Source organism: Gaiella sp., from assembly GCF_057140465.1.
The window spans coordinates 89,010-106,359 of record NZ_DBNHWK010000101.1; the positions used below are offsets into that span (position 1 = coordinate 89,010).

Consider the following 17,350-nt stretch of genomic DNA (forward strand, 5'->3'; position numbering starts at 1 on the left):
GCGAGCACGACGAGCGCGAACAGCAGCACGCTGACGCCACCTCTCTTCCGTGTCATCGGCCCTCCTGCTCCGCCTGCTCGAGATCGGCGAGAAGATAGAGGGAGCCGGTGACGAGCACGGGCTCGCCGAGCTCGTGGGCGCGCTCGACCGCGTGCACCGGGTCGGGGACGGCCTCGACGTGCTCGAAGTGCTGCTCGGCGAGCCCCGCGAGGTCGTGCGCGAGCAGCGCGCGCGGGCTCGACGACGTCGTCGCGACGAGGTGCGTCCCGGCGCGGGCGAGCCCCTCGAGCATCGCGTCGACGTCCTTGTCTCCGAGGATCGACGCGCAGACGACGTACGGGGCGCGCGGCAGCCGGTCGACGAGCCACCGGACGCCGTCCGGGTTGTGGGCGCCGTCGCGGATCTCCGCCCCACGCCGCTCGAGCCGGCCGGGGAGGGCGACGGCGGGATCGGCCGCGATCGCGTGGCCCACGAACGCCTCGGCCGCCTCGCGTGCGCCGCCGACGCGCGTCACGCAGCCCGGGACCAGCCCGGCGTGCGTCGTGTCGGGCAGCACGACGATCGAGCCGGGGCGGGCGACGGCGAGCTTCTCGCGGGCGATCTCCTCGAGCGTCTGGCCGAGGACGTCGGTGTGCTCGAGGGAGACGTTCGTGAGCAGGACGACCCGGGAGCGGAGGACGTTCGTCGCGTCGAGCCGGCCGCCGAGGCCGGCCTCGACGACCGCGGCGTCGACCGCCGCGTCCACGAAGGCCCGGAACGCCGCGGCCGTGATCGTCTCGAACTGCGTCGCCCCCAGGCGCTCCGCGGGGTCGCGCACGCGCGCGAGCGCCTCCTCGAGGTCGACGGGCCGGCCGTCGACCGTCACGCGCTCCGACCACGAGCGGACGTGCGGCGACACCGTCGCGCCCACCGAGAGCCCGTCGGCGAGCAGGAGCGCCTCGATCCGCCGCGTCGCCGTCGACTTGCCGTTGGTGCCGACGACGTGGACGGCCTCGTACGCCTCCTGCGGGTCGCCGAGGGCCGTCAGCAGCTCGCGCATGCGGTCGAGGCCGAACCCGTCGGACGGCCAGGGCGAGAGCGACGCGAGCCAGGTGAGGTTGGGCCCCACGGGCCACCCTCGCTCAGCCGGAGAGCGCGTCGAGCTCGCGCCGGTAGCGATCGAGCTTGTCGCGCTCGGCCGCCACGACCTCGGGGGGCGCCTTCGAGAGGAAGCGCTCGTTCGCGAGCATCCCCTCGGCGCGGGCGATCTCCGAGCGCAGTCGGGCGCGCTCGGCCTCGACGTCGGCGCCTCCCGGCGCCGTCCTGCCCGGGCGGACGACCGCGGCGAAGATGCGCTCCTCGTCGGGCGAGGCGAGCTCGACCTGCACGCCGGAGCGGCGGTAGATCCGCGCGGCCTCCTGGACGCGGTCGAGCACGTGGAGGTCGGCGGCGAAGCGGCCGTCCGGCTCCGGCCACGAGGAGACGACGAGGCGCGCCCGTCGGTGCGGCAGGCTCGACCAGAGCTCCTCGGTCACGTGCGGCATGACCGGGTGGAGGAGCGCGAGCAGCCGCTCCAGGGCCGCGAGCGCCGTCGCCGCCGCGTCCTTGTCGTGGTCGTACAGCCGCGGCTTGATCGCCTCCGCGTACCAGTCGCAGAAGTCGTCGAACGTGAGGTGGTAGAGCACCGCCGTCGACGTCGCGAAGTCGAACCGCGACCAGCTGTCCTCGAGCTCCGCCCGCGCCGCGTCGAGGCGGGCGAGGATCCAGCGCTCCTCCACCGAGCGCGGCTGCAGCGACGGCGTCACGAGCTCGGCGTTCGCGAAGATCAGGCGCGCGACGTTCCAGAGCTTGTTCGCGAGCTTGCGGCCTTCCTCGATCGCACCGTAGGAGAACCGGACGTCCTGCGTCGACGAGATCTTCAGGAGGCCGTAGCGCGTCGCGTCCGCCCCGTAGCGCTCGATCGGCTCCATCGGGTCGATGCCCGTGCCGAGGCTCTTCGACATCCGTCGCCCGTCGGGCGCGAGCACCGTCGAGTGGATGATCACGTCCGAGAACGGCACCTCGCCCATCGCCTGCAGCCCGGTCCAGATCATCCGGTTCTCCCAGAGCCGGATGATCTCGCGCGCGGTCGAGTTGACGTCACCGGGGTAGTAGCGCTCCAGCTCGGGCGTCTCGTCGGGCCACCCGAGCGTGGCGTACGGCCAGAGCGCCGACGAGAACCAGGTGTCGAGCACGTCGGGGTCACGCTCGAGCGGCACCCCCTCCCCGGCCTTCTCCCGGGCCTCCTCCTCCGTGACCGCGCACACCGCCTCGCCGTCGGGCGTGTACCAGATGGGGAGCTGGTGCCCCCACCAGAGCTGCCGCGACAGGCACCAGTCGGGCGCGTCCTCGAGCGAGGCGATCGCGAACCGGTGCTGCGACTCCGGGTGGTAGCGGACGACACGCTCGCGGAGGGCCTCGATCGCCGGCCGCGCGGGCTCCGCCATGCGGCACCACCACTGCAGGGAGATCAGCGGCTCGATGCGGGAATGGCAGCGCTCACACGTGCCGACGGCGTGGCGGTAGTGCTCGCGCCGGACGAGCCAGCCCCGCTCGCGCACCCACTCCACGATCGCCTCGTCGGCCTCCGCCTGCGTCACGCCGGCGAGCGGCCCCGCCGCCTCGTTCATGCGTCCGTCCGGGCCGATCACCATCGGCTCCGGCAGCCCGTGGTCGCGCCCGATCTCGAAGTCGGTCGGGTCGTGCCCCGGCGTCACCTTGACCGCGCCCGACCCGAACTCCGGGTCGACGCGGTCGTCGGCGATCACCGGCACACGGCGCTCGACCACGGGCACGACCACCTCGCGGCCGACCGCCGCGGCGTACCGGGCGTCACCCGGGTGGACCGCGACGGCGACGTCGGCGAGGATCGTCGCCGGCCGCACGGTCGCGATCACGATCCCGTCCTCCCCGTCGCCGTCGGCGAACGGGTAGCGGACGTACGTGATCGTGTCGTCCATGTCCTCGTGGACGACCTCGAGGTCGGAGATCGCAGTCTGGTGCTGGGGGCACCAGTTGACGATCCGGTTCGCCCGGTAGATCCAGCCGTTGTCCCAGAGCCGGACGAAGAACGTGAGCACGGCGCGCACGTAGTCGTCGTCCATCGTGAAGCGCTCGCGCGAGTAGTCGAGCGACGCGCCGAGCCGCCGGAACTGGCCCATGATCGTCCGCCCCGTCGCCTCGAGCCATTCCCACGTGCGCGCGACGAACGCCTCCCGTCCGATCTCGACCCTCGTCGTCCCCTCTCGCGCCAGCTGCTTCTCGACGACGTTCTGGGTGGAGATCCCCGCGTGGTCGTAGCCGGGCTGCCAGAGCGTGTCGAAGCCACGCATGCGGTGCCACCGGACGAGCACGTCCTGGATCGAGCCGTTCAGCGCATGGCCCATGTGCAGCTCGCCGGTGACGTTCGGCGGCGGGACGCAGATCACGAACGACTCCGGTCGTCGCCGCCCCGCGCCGGCTGCGTAGAGGCCCTCGGCCTCCCACGCCTCCTGCCAGCGGCGCTCGACCCCGGCGGGGTCGTACAGCGAGTCCATCGGCGCGCGCTCCATGGGCGCTGAGTCTACGGGCGTGAGGCGCGGCGTCTCGGTCGCTACCGTGCGCGACCGCGACGCCGGGCTACCGGGGACGGCGCGTACCGGTCGGCGCTGCGGGCCATCCGACGGCCGCCTAGGCCTCGGCGACGGCGTCGAGGTCGTCGAGGTCGGCGCCGCCGCTCGTGAGGAGCGTCGGCTTGAGGCCGCGCGCGATCGTCTCGCGCGTGATCACGCACTTCGTGACGTCTCGCCGCGACGGCAGCTCGAACATCACGTCGAGCAGCGCCGCCTCGATGATCGAGCGCAGGCCGCGCGCGCCCGTCTCCCGTTCGAGCGCGTGGTCCGCGATCTCCCAGAGCGCGTCGTCCGTGAACACGAGCTCGATCGTGTCGTAGCCGAAGAAGCGCTGGTACTGGCGGACGAGCGCGTTCTTCGGCTCGGTGAGGATGCGGACGAGGTCCTCGCGGCGCAGCTGGTGCACGGCCGAGACGACCGGCAGGCGCCCGATGAACTCGGGGATGAGCCCGAAGTTCATGAGGTCCTCGGGCATCACGTGGCCGAGCAGCTCCGCCGCCTCGGCCGAGTGCTTCGAGCGGACGTCGGCGCCGAAGCCGACGGCGTTGCTGCCGGTGCGGCGGGAGATGATCGCGTCGAGCCCGGCGAACGCCCCGCCGCAGATGAAGAGGACGTTCGTCGTGTCGATCGAGAGGAACTCCTGGTGCGGGTGCTTCCGCCCGCCCTGTGGAGGCACGGACGCCACCGTCCCCTCGAGGATCTTCAGCAGCGCCTGCTGGACGCCCTCGCCCGACACGTCGCGGGTGATCGAGGGGTTGTCGGCCTTGCGCGCGATCTTGTCGACCTCGTCGATGTAGATGATCCCCGTCTCGGCCTTCTTGATGTCGAAGTCGGCCGCCTGGATCAGCTTGAGGAGGATGTTCTCGACGTCCTCGCCGACGTAGCCGGCCTCGGTGAGCGCGGTCGCGTCCGCGATCGCGAAGGGAACGTTGAGGATCCGCGCGAGCGTCTGCGCGAGCAGCGTCTTGCCGCACCCGGTCGGCCCGAGGAGGAGGATGTTCGACTTCTGCAGCTCGACCTCGCCGTCGTCCTGGCCCATGCGCACGCGCTTGTAGTGGTTGTAGACCGCGACGGCGAGCGTGCGCTTCGCCTCCTCCTGCGACACGACGTAGTCGTTGAGGACGGAGTAGATGTCCTTCGGGCGCGGGAGGTTGTCGAGGTCGAGCGCGGTGGGGGTGGTCAGCTCCTCGTCGATGATCTCGTTGCAGAGGTCGATGCACTCGTCGCAGATGTAGACCCCGGGGCCCGCGATGAGCTTCTTCACCTGGCGCTGGCTCTTGCCGCAGAAGCTGCAGAGCAGCTGCTCGTTCCCCTCGCTCGCTCGCGCCACGTCTCTCCTTTTACTCCGTTTTCACCGGCTCGGCTAGCCGCTCCGGCCTAGCGGTGGGTGATCACCCGGTCGACGATCCCGTACTCGAGCGCCTCCTCCGAGGTCATGAAGAAGTCGCGGTCCATGTCCGCCCGCACCTTGTCGACGTCCTGCTTCGTGTGCTGCGCGACGATCTCCTCGAGCTTCCGTTTCAGCGCGATCGTCTCCCTCGCGTGGATCTCGATGTCGGATGCCTGGCCCTGGTAGCCGCCCCACACCTGGTGGAGCAGGATCTTCGAGTTCGGCAGGGCCATGCGCTTCCCTTCGGCCCCGCCGGCGAGCAGGACCGCCCCCATGCTCATCGCGATCCCGACGCAGATCGTCGAGACGTCGGGCTTGATGAACTGCATCGTGTCGTAGATCGCGAGGCCCGCGTACACGTGGCCGCCCGGCGAGTTGATGTACAGGTAGATGTCCTTGTCGGGGTCCTCGGACTCGAGGTGGAGCAGCTGCGCGACGATGAGGTTCGCGATCTGGTCGTCCACCTGCGTGCCCAGGAAGATGATCCGCTCGTTGAGCAGCCGTGAGTAGATGTCGAACGAGCGCTCGCCGCGCGACGTCTGCTCGATGACCATCGGGATCAGGGGGCTCATCTAGCTCTCCTCGCTTCCGGGTGTCCACAGTTTTTTCTCTTCGCCGCCCTTCTCCTTGTCGGGCGTCCAGATCGCCTCCCTCGCGGCGGCCTGCTCGACCGGGATCGGCTTCACGTCCGCCGCGAGCCGATCGAGCGCGGCGCGCAGGCGCAGGTCCTCGCGGAGAGCCTCCTGGTGACCGTGCTCCCACACGTCGGCGACGACGGCGTCGGGGTCCTCGCCGGCCGCCTCCGCCTGCTCGCGCACGAGCTGCTCGACGTCGGCGTCGGTGATCGCGATCTCGGCGCGCTCCGCCACGGCCTCGAGCGCGAGCTCGCGGGCGACCGAGCGCGCCGCTTCGGCCCGCACCTGCGCCGTCAGCAGCTCCGGTGTCTGCCCGGTGGTCTGGAAGTACGCCTCGGGGCTGACGCCCCGGTTGGCGAGCGAGCGCAGGAACCCCTCGAGCAGCTCGCGGGCGCGCGCCTCGACGAGCGGGCCGGCGCCCTGCACGTTCGACTCGCGCACGAGGACGTCGACGGCGGACGCGCGGAAGGCCGCGTCGATCTCCTCGTCGAGGGCCTCGCGGATGCGTCCCTCGATGTCGGCGCGGAGGTCGGCGAAGGTGTCGAACTCGCTGGCGGCGCGGGCGAGCTCGTCGTCGAGCTCGGGCAGCACCTCCTCGTTGACGTGCTTGAGCGTGAGCGAGACGCTCGCCGTCGAGCCGTCGTGGAGCTCGTAGCCGACGTCGCGCACGTCCCCGACGGACGCCCCGATCAGCGCCTGCTCGATCTCCTCGACGAGCCGGCCGGAGCCCAGCTCGACGACGGTGTCGGACTGGGACTCCCCGTCCGGGTTCACGAGGTCGATCACGACCGTGTCGCCCTCGCGTGCCGGCCGGTCGTCGGCCGGCACGAGCTCGGCGACGGTGCGCCGGAGGGCGTCGAGCTCCCGCTGGACGAGCTCCTCCGGGATCTCGGCCTCGGCTCTCGGCACCTCGAGCGTCGTCCAGTCGACGATCTCCGGTGTCGGCTGCACCTCGACGGTCGCGCTGAACCTCCAGGGCTCGTCGTGCGACGTCGGGAGCTCGAAGTCGTAGTCCGGCGCGGAGACGGGCCGGAGGCGCGTCGCCGCCGCGGCGCTCCAGAACCACCCGCCGATGTGCGATTCGACGGCCTCCGTCCAGAGCCGCTCCCGGCCGACCCGGGAGATCAGGACGGGCATCGGCACCTTGCCCTTGCGAAAGCCCGGGATCTTCACGGACGTGGCGAGGTCCGAGGCGGCGTGGTCGACGGCGTGCTCGAGCTGGTGGGGGGTGACGTCGACGGTGAGGCGGACGCGGTTGCCGCCGAGCTCCTCCACCTGGGCCATACGAGCCATTCAATCAGGACCCACCGGCCTCACCCGGGGGGAGGGTGCGCGCGCGACCGGGCCACGGGCGGGCACGGGACGCGCTCCTCGCGGGACGGCAGAACCGCCCTCAGGCGCCGCGGGCGGGAGTGAGGTGCGGGTGAGAGGAGTCGAACCTCCAAGGGACGGTGTCCCACCGGGACCTAAACCCGGCGCGTCTGCCAGTTCCGCCACACCCGCGGGTAGACGGAGCGTATCGACGGATCCGGCACGAGGGGGCCCTCGGGCGGGGCGCGGCCCGCGCCCGGGTCGTGCGCCCGCCCCCCGGCTATCTGCCGAGGAGCAGGCCGACCGTCTCCCTCACCGAGTCGGCGACCAGCCCCCCGAGCACGATCAGCGAGAACGTCGCGAACGCGACGAACGGCTCGTGCGCCTGCGCCGTGAGCAGCGCGACGAACGAGCCGACGACGAGACCGGCCGTGGGGAGGGGCCGACGGGTGACGGTCCCGAGGCCGAGACCGACGAGGAAGACAGCGCCGAAGACGACGATGCCCAGCGTCATGCGGCGAGGGTAGGACCCCCGTCGGACGGACCGGACCGCCCGGAGCCGTCTCCGGCCCCGGATCCGGGCGAGTGAGAGGGGTGGCGGACGGGACTCGAACCCGCGACCACCGGGACCACAACCCGGGGCTCTACCAGCTGAGCTACCGCCACCGCGCGCCGGGTCAGGATACCGTGAGGGGTGGCACGGCCCCGTAGCTCAGTGGATAGAGCGGCAGACTTCGAATCTGCGTGCGGTGGTTCGACTCCACCCGGGGCCATCCGGCGTGGCTGCGGGGTCGCCGCGGTCGCGCGACCCCGGCCCGGCGACGGGCGCCCGCGCGCCGATTCCCGGCCCGGAATCCGCCGGACACTGCGATCATGCGGGCGTGCGCGAGGCTCTCACCCGACGCGACCTCCTCCTCGCCGCGGGCGCGGGCCTGGTCGGCCTGTCCGCCCCGGGGGTGGCGGCCGCCGGCGGCGGCGGGCACGCCCGGGCGCTCGCCACGCCCGGCGTCGCGCGGTTCGTCACCGAACCAGGGCTCTCGCCGCCGACGATGACCGTCACGACGTCGGCGGGCCCCTCACCCGGGTACCTGTTCGTGGCGTCGCTCAACGGGCCCGGCCAGCGGGGCCCGACGATCCTCGACAACCGCGGGAACGTCGTGTGGTTCCGACCGATGGTCGACTCCTTCGCCGTGGACTTCCGCCGCCAGGTCTACGCGGGCAGGCAGGTCCTCACGTGGTGGGAGGGCACGATCGACACCGATATCGGCGTGGGCGTCGGCGAGGGCGTGATCCTCGACCAGCGCTACGTCCCCGTCGCCCGCGTGCGTGCGGGCAACGGCTACGACGCCGACGTGCACGAGTTCCTCCTCACGCCGCGGCGCACGGCGCTCCTCACGATCTACAGCGCGGTCTCCGCCGACCTCACCGCCGTCGGCGGCTCCGCCGACGGGACGGTGCTCGACTCGATCGTCCAGGAGGTGGACATCGCGTCGGGCCGCGTGCTGTTCGAGTGGCACAGCCTCGACCACGTCGCGCTCACCGAGTCGTACGCGCCCGTGCTCGACCCGTTCGACTACTTCCACATCAACTCGATCGACGCCGACCTCGACGGGAACCTCGTCGTCTCGGCGCGGAACACGGCGGCCGTGTACTCGATCGACCGGGCGAGCGGGCAGGTGCGGTGGCGGCTGGGCGGGCGGAACAGCGACTTCACGCTCGGGCCCGGAGCCGACTTCATGTACCAGCACGACGCCCGCGCGCACACCGACGGGACGCTCACGCTGTTCGACAACGGCCCGTCGCAGTCGACCCCCCAGTCGCGCGCGATCCGCCTCGGGCTCGACCACGTCGAGCGACGCGCCTACCTGCTGCAGCAGTACCGCCACCCGGCCGCGCTGGAGTCGACGGCGATGGGGAACGCACAGGTGCTCGCCGGTGACGCCGTGCTCGTGGGCTGGGGGACGGAGCCGGTCGTCACGGAGTTCGGGCCCGGCGGCGACGTCCGCTTCGACGCGACCTTCGACGGGGGCGCCTGGAACTACCGCGCGTTCCGCCTCCCCTGGGTGGGGCGGCCGACGACGCGACCGAAGGCCGTCGCGAGGCGCTCCGCAGGCCGCGTCACCGTCCACGCGAGCTGGAACGGCAGCACGGAGACGCGGTACTGGAGGGTGCTCGCAGGGGACGTCCGGAGCCGCCTCACCCCCGCGCGAACGGTGAGCAGGGCGGGGTTCGAGGCGGCGATCCCGCTGGCCGGGCGTCCGCGGTTCGCCCAGGTGGTGGCGCTCGACGCGTCGCGGCGGGAGCTCGCGCGATCGCAGGTCGTCGCCGTCCGCGGCTGATCCGCGGACGGCGCGCGAGGCGCGCACCGGAGCCCCGGCGCTCGGCGCCGGGGGAGATCCGCGCGGGCGGGTCGCTCGAGAGGCCGTGCGCGGCGACTACATGGCGATCACGACGAACGGCGTGTCGACGGGATCCTGCCGGCCGGGAACCCAGAGCGTGACGCGGAACGCCGTGCCGTTGTGGCCGCCCGTCGGCTGGGCCTCGGGGGCGCTGAAGGTCGCGATCCGTGACGCGTTCCCCGGGAAGCGCACCTCGTACACGCCGCGATCGACGCGGCGGACCTGCGGGGCCGAGCCCTTGCACGTGAAGCGGGCGGCGAACAGGCTCTTCGCGGACGTGAACGTGTCGGGGATGTTGGCGATGCCCTTGGCCGGGTCGCCGGTGACGGCGACGTAGCCGCGGACGGCCCCGGGCTGACAGCGCGCCTGCGGCTTCACGGCCTCCGAGACGGCGAGCGCCGAGCCGCCGAGCGCGAAGAACAGGGCGGCGAGGGCGATCAGGGTGGACGGGGACGGGCGCATCGAGTGCCTCCTTCCGGGGGACGTCCTGCGATCGCCTCGCAGCGTAGACCGCCGTCCGGCGCTCTCCGCGACCGGCGTCTCCCGGTCGGGGCCGCCGCGCCGGGTCGCCGCTTCCACCGAGGCCGGCCGCACGCTCGGCGGCCCATCGGGCACAATGTGCCGACATGCGCCGGCCGAGGCTCCTCTTCGTCGTCCTGATGGCCGCGCTCGTGGCCGTCCCGGCGATCGCGCTCGCGGCGTCCACCGCGACGACCGCGAACTCGCAGGTGTTCCAGGACGCGACGGGCGAGGACCCGGAGGCGCCGGACGTCACGGCGATCACCGTCTCGAACGACGACACCGGCCTGATCAGCTTCAAGATCGACGTCGCGAACCGGCCGTCGCTGACGCCGGACATGCTCTTCCTCGTCTTCCTCGACACCGTTCCGGGCGTCGGCGACGCCGACAGCCTCGGTGCCGACTACGCGCTCCAGCTCGTCGCCGGCAGCGCGGCGCTGTTCAAGTGGAACGGCACCGACGACTACGACGCCGCCCCGTCGCAGGCGTCGACGTCGTTCACCTACGAGCCGACGGGGCCGACGATCCGCGTCGGCGCCGTCGACCTCGGCAGCCCGAAGACGTTCGGGTTCGTCGTGATCGCCGTCTCCGGGATCGTCGACGACGCGGCCGGCGACCCGGACTTCACGAACGCGCACACCGACGTCGCACCCAACGCGGGCGGCGGGCTGTACCGCTACGAGGTGAAGGCGACCGTCAAGCTCACCGCCGTCGGCTTCACGACCTCGCCGAAGCCCGCGCGGGCCGGCAAGGCGTTCTCGGTCGGGCTCGCGGCGACGCAGAACACGACCGGCCGTCTCGTGAAGGGCGGCACCGTCCTCTGCAACGCGACGATCGCGGGCACGCGGCTCCCGGTGCGGGCGAAGCGGGTGCGCAACGGCGTCGCCACGTGCGTGTGGAGGATCCCGAAGACCGCCAAGGGCAAGATGGTCAGGGGCTCGGTCACGCTCCTCGTCGAGGGGGCGCGGCTGTCGCGCTCGTTCTCGGCGAAGATCCGCTAGCTCGCCGCGCCCGCCGCCGTCAGCGGCCGGCGAGGACGCCGTCGAGCGTGCCCGCGAGCCTGCCGCCGACGAAGCCGAGCAGCCCGGACGCAGCCCTGGGGCCGCCGACCGTGACCACGCCCTCGAAGATGAGGGGCGGCCCGAAGCCCGTCAGGTCGACGGTGCCCGACAGTTGCACGCCGGGGACGATGCTGTAGCGGTCGAGCCGGAACCCGTCCTCGGTGACGATGATGCGGCCGCCGTAGAGCCCGGCGCGGCGCGTGCCGGGGTTGCCTCCTGCCGACAAGTACAGGGCCTCGGCGTCCTCCACCGTCGCGGTCGCGATCGCGAGCGTGGCCGCCGCGCCGATGCGCCCGTTGCGCGTCGGCGCCGGGTACGGGGCGATCGGCTCGACGAGCGGCCGCGGCCGGGCGCACTGGTCGGAGAACTCGGCGTCGAGCATCCACTTGCGGACGGCCCGCGCCGCGCAGAACGACGGGTCGGCCCCGAGGACGCTGTGCCCGACGCCCGGGACGACGATCAGCCGCCCCCGCGGGAAGCGCTGGACGACCGAGACGGCGCTCGGCGGCGGCGTCCGCATGTCGAAGCCGCCGTTGACCGCGAGCACGGGCACGTCGGGCAGCGGCCCCGCGCCGAGCGCGGCCCCGCCCGCGGGGGGCGGCCACGACTGGCAGAACGGGGCGTTGCCGATGCCGGCGGCCCACTTCCCGAAGGGCCCGAACGCGTCGTCGGGCGTCGCCGCGACGGCCGCGGCGGTGATCGGCGGACGCTCGGCGACCGGCGTCTCGGGCGCCCACGGGAACGGCCCGTCGGCGCACGTCGTCGCCGCGAACAGGCCGCCGCTCAGGTCCTCGGGGCTCTCGAAGCCGCGCTGGTCGAGGTCGACGAGGCGCAGCAGCGGCTGCGGGTCGCCGCGGAGGGCGGAGCGCACGGCGGCGGGGAGCGCCGCCGCGATCCCGGGGTCGAGGTCGGCGTCGACGACGAGCCCGAGGAAGTCGAGGCCGGTGACGCGCACCGTCCGCGTGGAGCCGTTCTCGCGGAGCACCTTGCCGCTGACCGGCGTCGCCTGGAGCCGGTTCGCGAGCGTCGAGACGTCGCGGGCGATGTTCGACGTGCTCGAGCGGCAGAGGCCGCCGCCGCAGTACTCGGAGAGCGCGCCCGGGATCGCGCGCAGCGTGTGCGTGCGGAACGGCTCGCCGAGGTCGGGGGGCACGACGGAGTCGAGGAGCAGCCGGTCGACCTGCAGCGGGTGGGCGAGGGCGTAGGCCATCGCGAGCTTCGTGCCGTACGAGGTGCCCCAGAGCGCGACGCGCTCGCGCCCGAGCGACACGCGTACCGCGTCGATGTCCTCGGCGTGGTCGCGGGTGGCGTAGTAGACCCGGTTCGGCCCGATCGTGTTCGCGCACCCGGCGACCCGGGCCCCCTCCTCCTCGAGGGGGTAGGAGCCCTGCAGGCCGGGGCAGATGAGGAGCCCGGAGCGGCCGGTGCCGCGGTTGTCGAACGCGACGAGCGTGTAGCCGGGGAAGAGGTAGCGGTAGTAGTCGACGTTGTCGGGGTCGGCGAGGCCGAAGGAGCCGGCCGAGCCCTGGCCGGGGCCGCCGGCGATCAGGAAGAGGAGCCCGCGCTCGGGTCCGGCCGCCGGCACCGTCTCGACGTAGAGCGTGATCGACCCGGGGACCTGGCCGGTGCGGTCGAGCGGGACGACGACCTCGGAGCAGAGCACCCCGGAGGCGCCGCACGGGGTGGCGGCGGTGCCGAGGCTGCCGGTGGGCCGGAGCGCGGCGATGCCTGCGGCCGGCGCCGTCGGGCGGAGCTGAGCGGCGGGCGGGGCCGCGAAGCGGAGCCACCCGGGGACGACCGCGTCGCCTGCGGCGCGCGTGACCGGGGCGCCGTCGGTGGCGGCCGCGGACGGCGCGGCCGCGCCGAGGAAGACCGCGAGCGCCGCCGTGAGCACGCCGACCGAGGCCGCGGCGAGCGTCCATCGCGTCGCGAGCCGGGTTCTCGCCGAGGTCGGGGGGCTCCCGTCGATGCCGCTCAGGGTACCTGCAGCTCGGCGGGCCGACGTCACCCGTCCGCGAGTAGGCTCGGGGCGCATGCGGGACGTGCGGCACACGCGCTTCGGCTGGTGGCTCGAGGACGCCCGGCGGGACTGGCCGGTCGAGCCGGCGCGACCGCTCTCGGGCGACCTCTCGGCCGACGTCGTCGTCGTCGGCGCCGGCTACCTGGGGCTGTGGACGGCGTGGCAGCTGAAGGCGCTCGAGCCCGCCCTCGACGTCGTCGTGCTCGAGGCGCACCTCGCGGGGCACGGGCCGAGCGGGCGCAACGGCGGCTTCGTCTCGACGCTGTGGGACGACCTCCCGATCCTGCGCGACCGGGTCGGCGACGCGCGCGCGGTGGACGTGTGCCGCGCCTCCGAGCGCGCGGTGCACGGGATCGGGGCCTGGTGCGAGGCGGAGGAGGTCGACGCCTGGTACCGGCAGGGCGGGACGATGCACGTGGCGACGAGCGCGGCGCAGCTCGGCGACTGGGACGAGATCGTCGCGGCGTGCCGCGCGGTCGGCGCCGCGGAGGAGGCGACGCCGCTCTCGCGGGACGAGGTGCTCGCGCGCTGCCGCTCCGACGCGTTCCGGGGCGGGATGCTCCTGCGGCTCGCCGCGAGCGTGCAGCCGGCGCGGCTGTCGCTCGGGCTGCGCGCCCGCGTGCTCGACGCCGGGGTGCGCCTCCACGAGCGCAGCCCGGTGACGCGCCTGACGACGGACGGCGTCGCGCACACCGACGGCGGGGCCGTGCGGGCGGGGGCGGCGGTGCTCGCCGTGAACGCGGCGACGGCGAGGTTTCCCGGCTACCGGCTCGCGCTCGCGGTCGCGTCGAGCCACATGGTGATCACCGAGCCGGTGCCGGACGTGATCGAGGAGATCGGCTGGACGGGCGGCGAGAACGTCCACGACTGCCGGACGCTCCTGCACTACTTCCGCACGACGCGCGACGGGCGGATCGCGCTCGGCTGGGGCGGCGGGCGGATGGGCTTCGCCGGGAGGCACCGCGACCGGCTCGACGTCGACCGCGACGCCGCCGCGAACGCCGCGCAGACGCTGCGGCGCCTCTTCCCGGCGCTGCGCGAGCGCCGGGTCACGCACGCCTGGGGCGGCCCGATCGACGTCTCCCCCACCCACATGCCGATCTTCGGGTCACGCGGGCGCGTGCACCACGGCTTCGGGTTCACGGGCAACGGGGTCGGGCCGACCTACCTCGGGGGCGAGATCCTCGCCCGCCTCGCCCTCGACCGCCGCGACGAGCTGACCGCGCTCGCGATCGTCGAGCCCGACCGCGCGCTGTTCCCGCCGGAGCCGGTCCGCTTCCTCGGCGGCGCGGTGATCCGCGAGGCGCTCGTCCGCCGCGACGCGGCGCTCGACGAGGGCCGCGCCCCCGACCCGCTGACCGGGTTCGTCGCCTCGCTCCCGCGGCGCCTCGGGCTGCGGCTGCCGCGCTGACGGGGCTGAAAGGGAGCGGCGCGCGAGCGCGCCCCTGGGCCCAGGAGGGCGTGGGCCACCTACCAGGACGGGTAGGGGGCAGATCGGTGATCATTGCCCATTTGCGACGACCCCGCGCGCGCGTAGACTCGATCCAACAACCGGGTGGGGGAGTTCGCGGCCACGTGGGCTCCGCCGAGCCAGCGACAAGGGGTGTGATGCGGCATGACGCAACAGGTCAAACGGGCGTATAGGAAGAACAGGCGGGCGACGATCTTCCTCGTCCTCGCCGTGGTCGTGGCGGCGGCGGTCGCGATCCCACTGGCGAGCGGCGCGCCGGACAAGACGTACACGCTCTCCACAAGTCCGTTGGAGCTGTGCACGGGTGAGCAGACCACGCTCACGATCACGCTGACCAACACCGCCAAGACCGCGACGCTCGGCTCGGCCGAGGTGACTCTGCCCGGCGTCGTCGTGCCTGTGCCTGGGTCTGCCTCGGAGGGCACTCTGTCCGGGCAGGTCATCAGGCTCGAGAATCTCGAGCTCGCGGCGGCCAGGGGCAGCGCCCCTGGTGGATCCGTGACCGTCACGGTCGACGTCGACGCGCCGGCCGACGGCTCAGGCGGGATCACGGCCGTCGTCAAGCAGGCGAACAGCTTCAACGACAACCAGGGCGACGAGGCCAACGCGTTCTCGAATCCGACCTTCCAAACGCTGGTCGTCGCCGGATGCACCGGGACGATCTCGGGGATCGTCTTCAACGACGTCGACGAGAGCGGAACGCGGACCGATGGCACCGGAGACACGCCGAACGAGGCGCTGCTCAACGGCTGGACGGTCAAGCTCTACGAGGCGGGAGTGCCAGCAGGCTTCAGCGATATCACGGATGCCAACGGCTACTACGAGCTGAGCGACGTCCCGCTCAACAGCGACTACGTCCTGTGTCTGGAGAGCGGTGACGCCGGCGTCTACGTGCAGACCACGCCAAGAACGGGGACGCCCCCGACAGCGCATCCGGACTGGACGGCAGACCTCTCGGAGTGCGGATCGGACCTCCCGGACGGGTACGCGTTCACGTTCGAGGACGACTGGACGACGGCGAACTTCGGCGTCGCCAACGCCCTCGACGCCGGCTGCGCGCCGGGAATCGGCCCCGAGGTAGTCGGGAAGTTCCAGACCACGTCGGGGGTCGGGGACACCTACACGGTGTGGCTGCCGATCGCTGCGGTCTGCGACTCGTCGGGAGACGGCATCTTGGTGTTCGAGGCGTACAAGGCGGGAGACGACCGGGTGGTGAACCTCCACGGAGGGAATCCACTCAGAAGCGTTGTCGTCGTCGAGCAGATGGAGTGGGCGTTCGACGGGACGGCCCAGCCCGATCCCGCGAACCGGTCGCTCAAGTTCGACGACACCGCCCCATACACCGCCCCGGTCCCCATGCAGTACTGCACTTCGATGCCACTGTCGAACCCCGGCTTCGACCCCGAGACCGAGACACCGACTCTGGTCGAAGACTGGGATGGCTTCGGTGGGGCGGACATCACGTCCTGCCTGGCCTCGACGGTCGAGGAGGCCGGCGGCAACCGCGTCGACCTCGCGGTGACGAAGGTCGACGGCTACCGGCTCTTCCCGTAGTCAGCGACACGGAACGGCGATCACGCCGAGGCCCTGCAGGAGTCCACGCGACTCCTGCAGGGCCTCGGCACGTTCCGCTCCGTCCAGCCGGCCGATCCGGGCGCTGAGCACGAGCAGCAGCGCCCGCTCGTAGACGCGGTCGTTCTCCGCCGCGGAGGCAAGCCCGGCCGCGACGACCGCGGCCGCCTCGTCGAGCCGGTCGAGGGCGAGCAGCGTCTCCGCCTTCGCCCGGGCGAGCGCGGCCCCGAAGGGCACCACGAGCTCCCCCGCGCGCGACTCCTCCTCCTCGAGGACCGCGAGCGCGCCCTCCCCGTCGCCCCGGCAGCGCGCGACGTCGGCGAGCGTGATCGCCGCCTCGAGCGAGAGCACGCGGATCCCGAGCTCGACGGCCTCGGCCCGCGCCGCCGCCAGCAGCTCCTCTGCGCGGTCGAGGTCGGCGAGCGCGAGATGGACGCGTCCCAGCTGGATCTCCGCGAACAGCGCCGGGCCGACGAGGCCGTGCGCGCGGAGCGCCCGGATCGCCTCCACGAGCACCTCGCGGGCCTCGTCGAAGCGTCCCTGGCTGACGAGCACCTCCCCGACGTTGCCGGCGGTCGCGGCGGCATGGACCTCGTTGCCGGCGCGCCGGTAGGCGTCCTGCGCCCGCTGGTAGGCGGCCACCGCGTCGTCCCAGCGGCCCTCCGCGTAGGCGTGCACCCCGACCGAGTTCTCGACGTTCGCGAGGCCGGGGAGCTCCCCGATCCGGGCGTAGATCGTGAGCGCCCGGTCCGCGAACTCCTCGGACCCGCTCGCCCCCAGGTCCTCGAGGGCGGCGTTGAGGACGGCGTAGGCGTTGGCGAGCTCGAGCTCGTCACCGGCCCGCTCGGCCTCCGTCGCGGCGTCCTCCGCGAGCGAGCGCGCCTCGCGCGGGCGCCCCTCCATGAGGCGGAGGGCGCTGCTGAGGCGGACGAGGCGCGCACGCGCTCGCGTCGCGTCGTCTCCGGCGACCGCCTCGATCGAGCGGTAGCCGCGCATCGTCTCGCGATACGCGGTGCGGAAGGCCCCCATGCGCATGAGGACGCGCGCTCGCCGGTAGCGCACGTCGGCGAGCGCGATGGGGTCGTCACCCGCGAGCCGCCGCGCCCGCTGCAGGCCGTCGAGCGCGGCCTCGAACAGGCCGGCATGCTCTCTCGCCTCGCCCCGCCTGACCGCGACCTCGGCGGGGTCGGCACTGTCGATCCCGTCGATCCTGGGTGCGGCCGCCAGCGCCCGCTCGTAGAACCGCGCCGCCTCGACGTTCGCGTACACGGCGCGCGCGGCGTCGCCCGCGACGCGCGAGTACCGCCACGCCTCGTCCCAGCGCCCGGCCGCCGAGTAGTGGA

The 17,350-nt window shown here is 73.2% G+C and carries 13 protein-coding genes and 3 tRNA genes; 5 read left to right on the forward strand and 11 right to left on the reverse strand.

From position 1 onward, the window contains the following. Positions 1 to 52: 52 nt before the first annotated feature. The 8 genes from AC162C_RS14385 to AC162C_RS14420 all read right to left on the reverse strand — a co-directional run bounded on the left by AC162C_RS14385 (position 53) and on the right by AC162C_RS14420 (position 7,631). The gene (locus AC162C_RS14385) at positions 53 to 1,108 is read right to left on the reverse strand and encodes a bifunctional folylpolyglutamate synthase/dihydrofolate synthase (RefSeq protein WP_484098129.1); all 1,056 of its coding nucleotides are present in this window, start codon (positions 1,106 to 1,108) and stop codon (positions 53 to 55) included. A gap of 13 nt (positions 1,109 to 1,121) precedes the next feature. Beyond that, entirely contained in the window at positions 1,122 to 3,569 is a 2,448-nt protein-coding gene (locus AC162C_RS14390; RefSeq protein WP_484098130.1) for a valine--tRNA ligase, read from the reverse strand. Between the two features lie 118 nt (positions 3,570 to 3,687). Continuing rightward, positions 3,688 to 4,959 carry an ATP-dependent Clp protease ATP-binding subunit ClpX gene (gene clpX, locus AC162C_RS14395; RefSeq protein WP_484098131.1) on the reverse strand — a complete coding sequence of 424 codons (1,272 nt, stop codon included), beginning with the start codon at positions 4,957 to 4,959 and terminating at the stop codon, positions 3,688 to 3,690. A 47-nt stretch (positions 4,960 to 5,006) separates the two neighbouring features. Next, the gene (gene clpP, locus AC162C_RS14400; protein WP_484098132.1) at positions 5,007 to 5,591 is read right to left on the reverse strand and encodes an ATP-dependent Clp endopeptidase proteolytic subunit ClpP; all 585 of its coding nucleotides are present in this window, start codon (positions 5,589 to 5,591) and stop codon (positions 5,007 to 5,009) included. Further along, positions 5,592 to 6,938, reverse strand: coding sequence for a trigger factor (gene tig, locus AC162C_RS14405; RefSeq protein ID WP_484098133.1), 1,347 nt, complete (start codon positions 6,936 to 6,938; stop codon positions 5,592 to 5,594). It abuts the gene before it with no gap. 134 nt (positions 6,939 to 7,072) lie between these two features. Beyond that, a tRNA-Leu gene (locus AC162C_RS14410) sits at positions 7,073 to 7,157 on the reverse strand. An 88-nt stretch (positions 7,158 to 7,245) separates the two neighbouring features. Continuing rightward, positions 7,246 to 7,479 (reverse strand): hypothetical protein, encoded by a 234-nt coding sequence (locus AC162C_RS14415; protein WP_484098134.1) that lies wholly within the window; start codon positions 7,477 to 7,479, stop codon positions 7,246 to 7,248. A gap of 79 nt (positions 7,480 to 7,558) precedes the next feature. Beyond that, positions 7,559 to 7,631, reverse strand: a tRNA-His gene (locus tag AC162C_RS14420). A 35-nt stretch (positions 7,632 to 7,666) separates the two neighbouring features. On the opposite strand from AC162C_RS14420, the gene AC162C_RS14425 reads away from it, so the two are divergent. Beyond that, positions 7,667 to 7,738 (forward strand) — tRNA-Arg (locus AC162C_RS14425). A 108-nt stretch (positions 7,739 to 7,846) separates the two neighbouring features. Beyond that, positions 7,847 to 9,304, forward strand: coding sequence for an arylsulfotransferase family protein (locus tag AC162C_RS14430; RefSeq protein ID WP_484098135.1), 1,458 nt, complete (start codon positions 7,847 to 7,849; stop codon positions 9,302 to 9,304). A 96-nt stretch (positions 9,305 to 9,400) separates the two neighbouring features. Here AC162C_RS14430 and AC162C_RS14435 read toward each other — a convergent pair whose 3' ends face one another. After that, on the reverse strand, positions 9,401 to 9,826 hold the full coding sequence (locus AC162C_RS14435) for a hypothetical protein (RefSeq protein WP_484098136.1): 426 nt from the start codon (positions 9,824 to 9,826) through the stop codon (positions 9,401 to 9,403). 164 nt (positions 9,827 to 9,990) lie between these two features. On the opposite strand from AC162C_RS14435, the gene AC162C_RS14440 reads away from it, so the two are divergent. Further along, the gene (locus AC162C_RS14440; protein WP_484098137.1) at positions 9,991 to 10,884 is read left to right on the forward strand and encodes a hypothetical protein; all 894 of its coding nucleotides are present in this window, start codon (positions 9,991 to 9,993) and stop codon (positions 10,882 to 10,884) included. A gap of 19 nt (positions 10,885 to 10,903) precedes the next feature. Here AC162C_RS14440 and AC162C_RS14445 read toward each other — a convergent pair whose 3' ends face one another. Beyond that, positions 10,904 to 12,952 carry an alpha/beta fold hydrolase gene (locus AC162C_RS14445; protein ID WP_484098138.1) on the reverse strand — a complete coding sequence of 683 codons (2,049 nt, stop codon included), beginning with the start codon at positions 12,950 to 12,952 and terminating at the stop codon, positions 10,904 to 10,906. A 25-nt stretch (positions 12,953 to 12,977) separates the two neighbouring features. Here AC162C_RS14445 and AC162C_RS14450 point away from each other — a divergent pair, with 25 nt between their 5' ends. Together AC162C_RS14450 and AC162C_RS14455 are read left to right on the forward strand one after the other, a co-directional pair. After that, positions 12,978 to 14,375, forward strand: coding sequence for an NAD(P)/FAD-dependent oxidoreductase (locus AC162C_RS14450; RefSeq protein WP_484098139.1), 1,398 nt, complete (start codon positions 12,978 to 12,980; stop codon positions 14,373 to 14,375). A gap of 204 nt (positions 14,376 to 14,579) precedes the next feature. Continuing rightward, positions 14,580 to 15,989, forward strand: coding sequence for a hypothetical protein (locus tag AC162C_RS14455; RefSeq protein WP_484098140.1), 1,410 nt, complete (start codon positions 14,580 to 14,582; stop codon positions 15,987 to 15,989). Here the strand turns inward: AC162C_RS14455 and AC162C_RS14460 are convergent. Then, on the reverse strand, positions 15,990 to 17,350 hold a 1,361-nt coding region (locus AC162C_RS14460; protein WP_484098141.1), incomplete at its 5' end, for a tetratricopeptide repeat protein.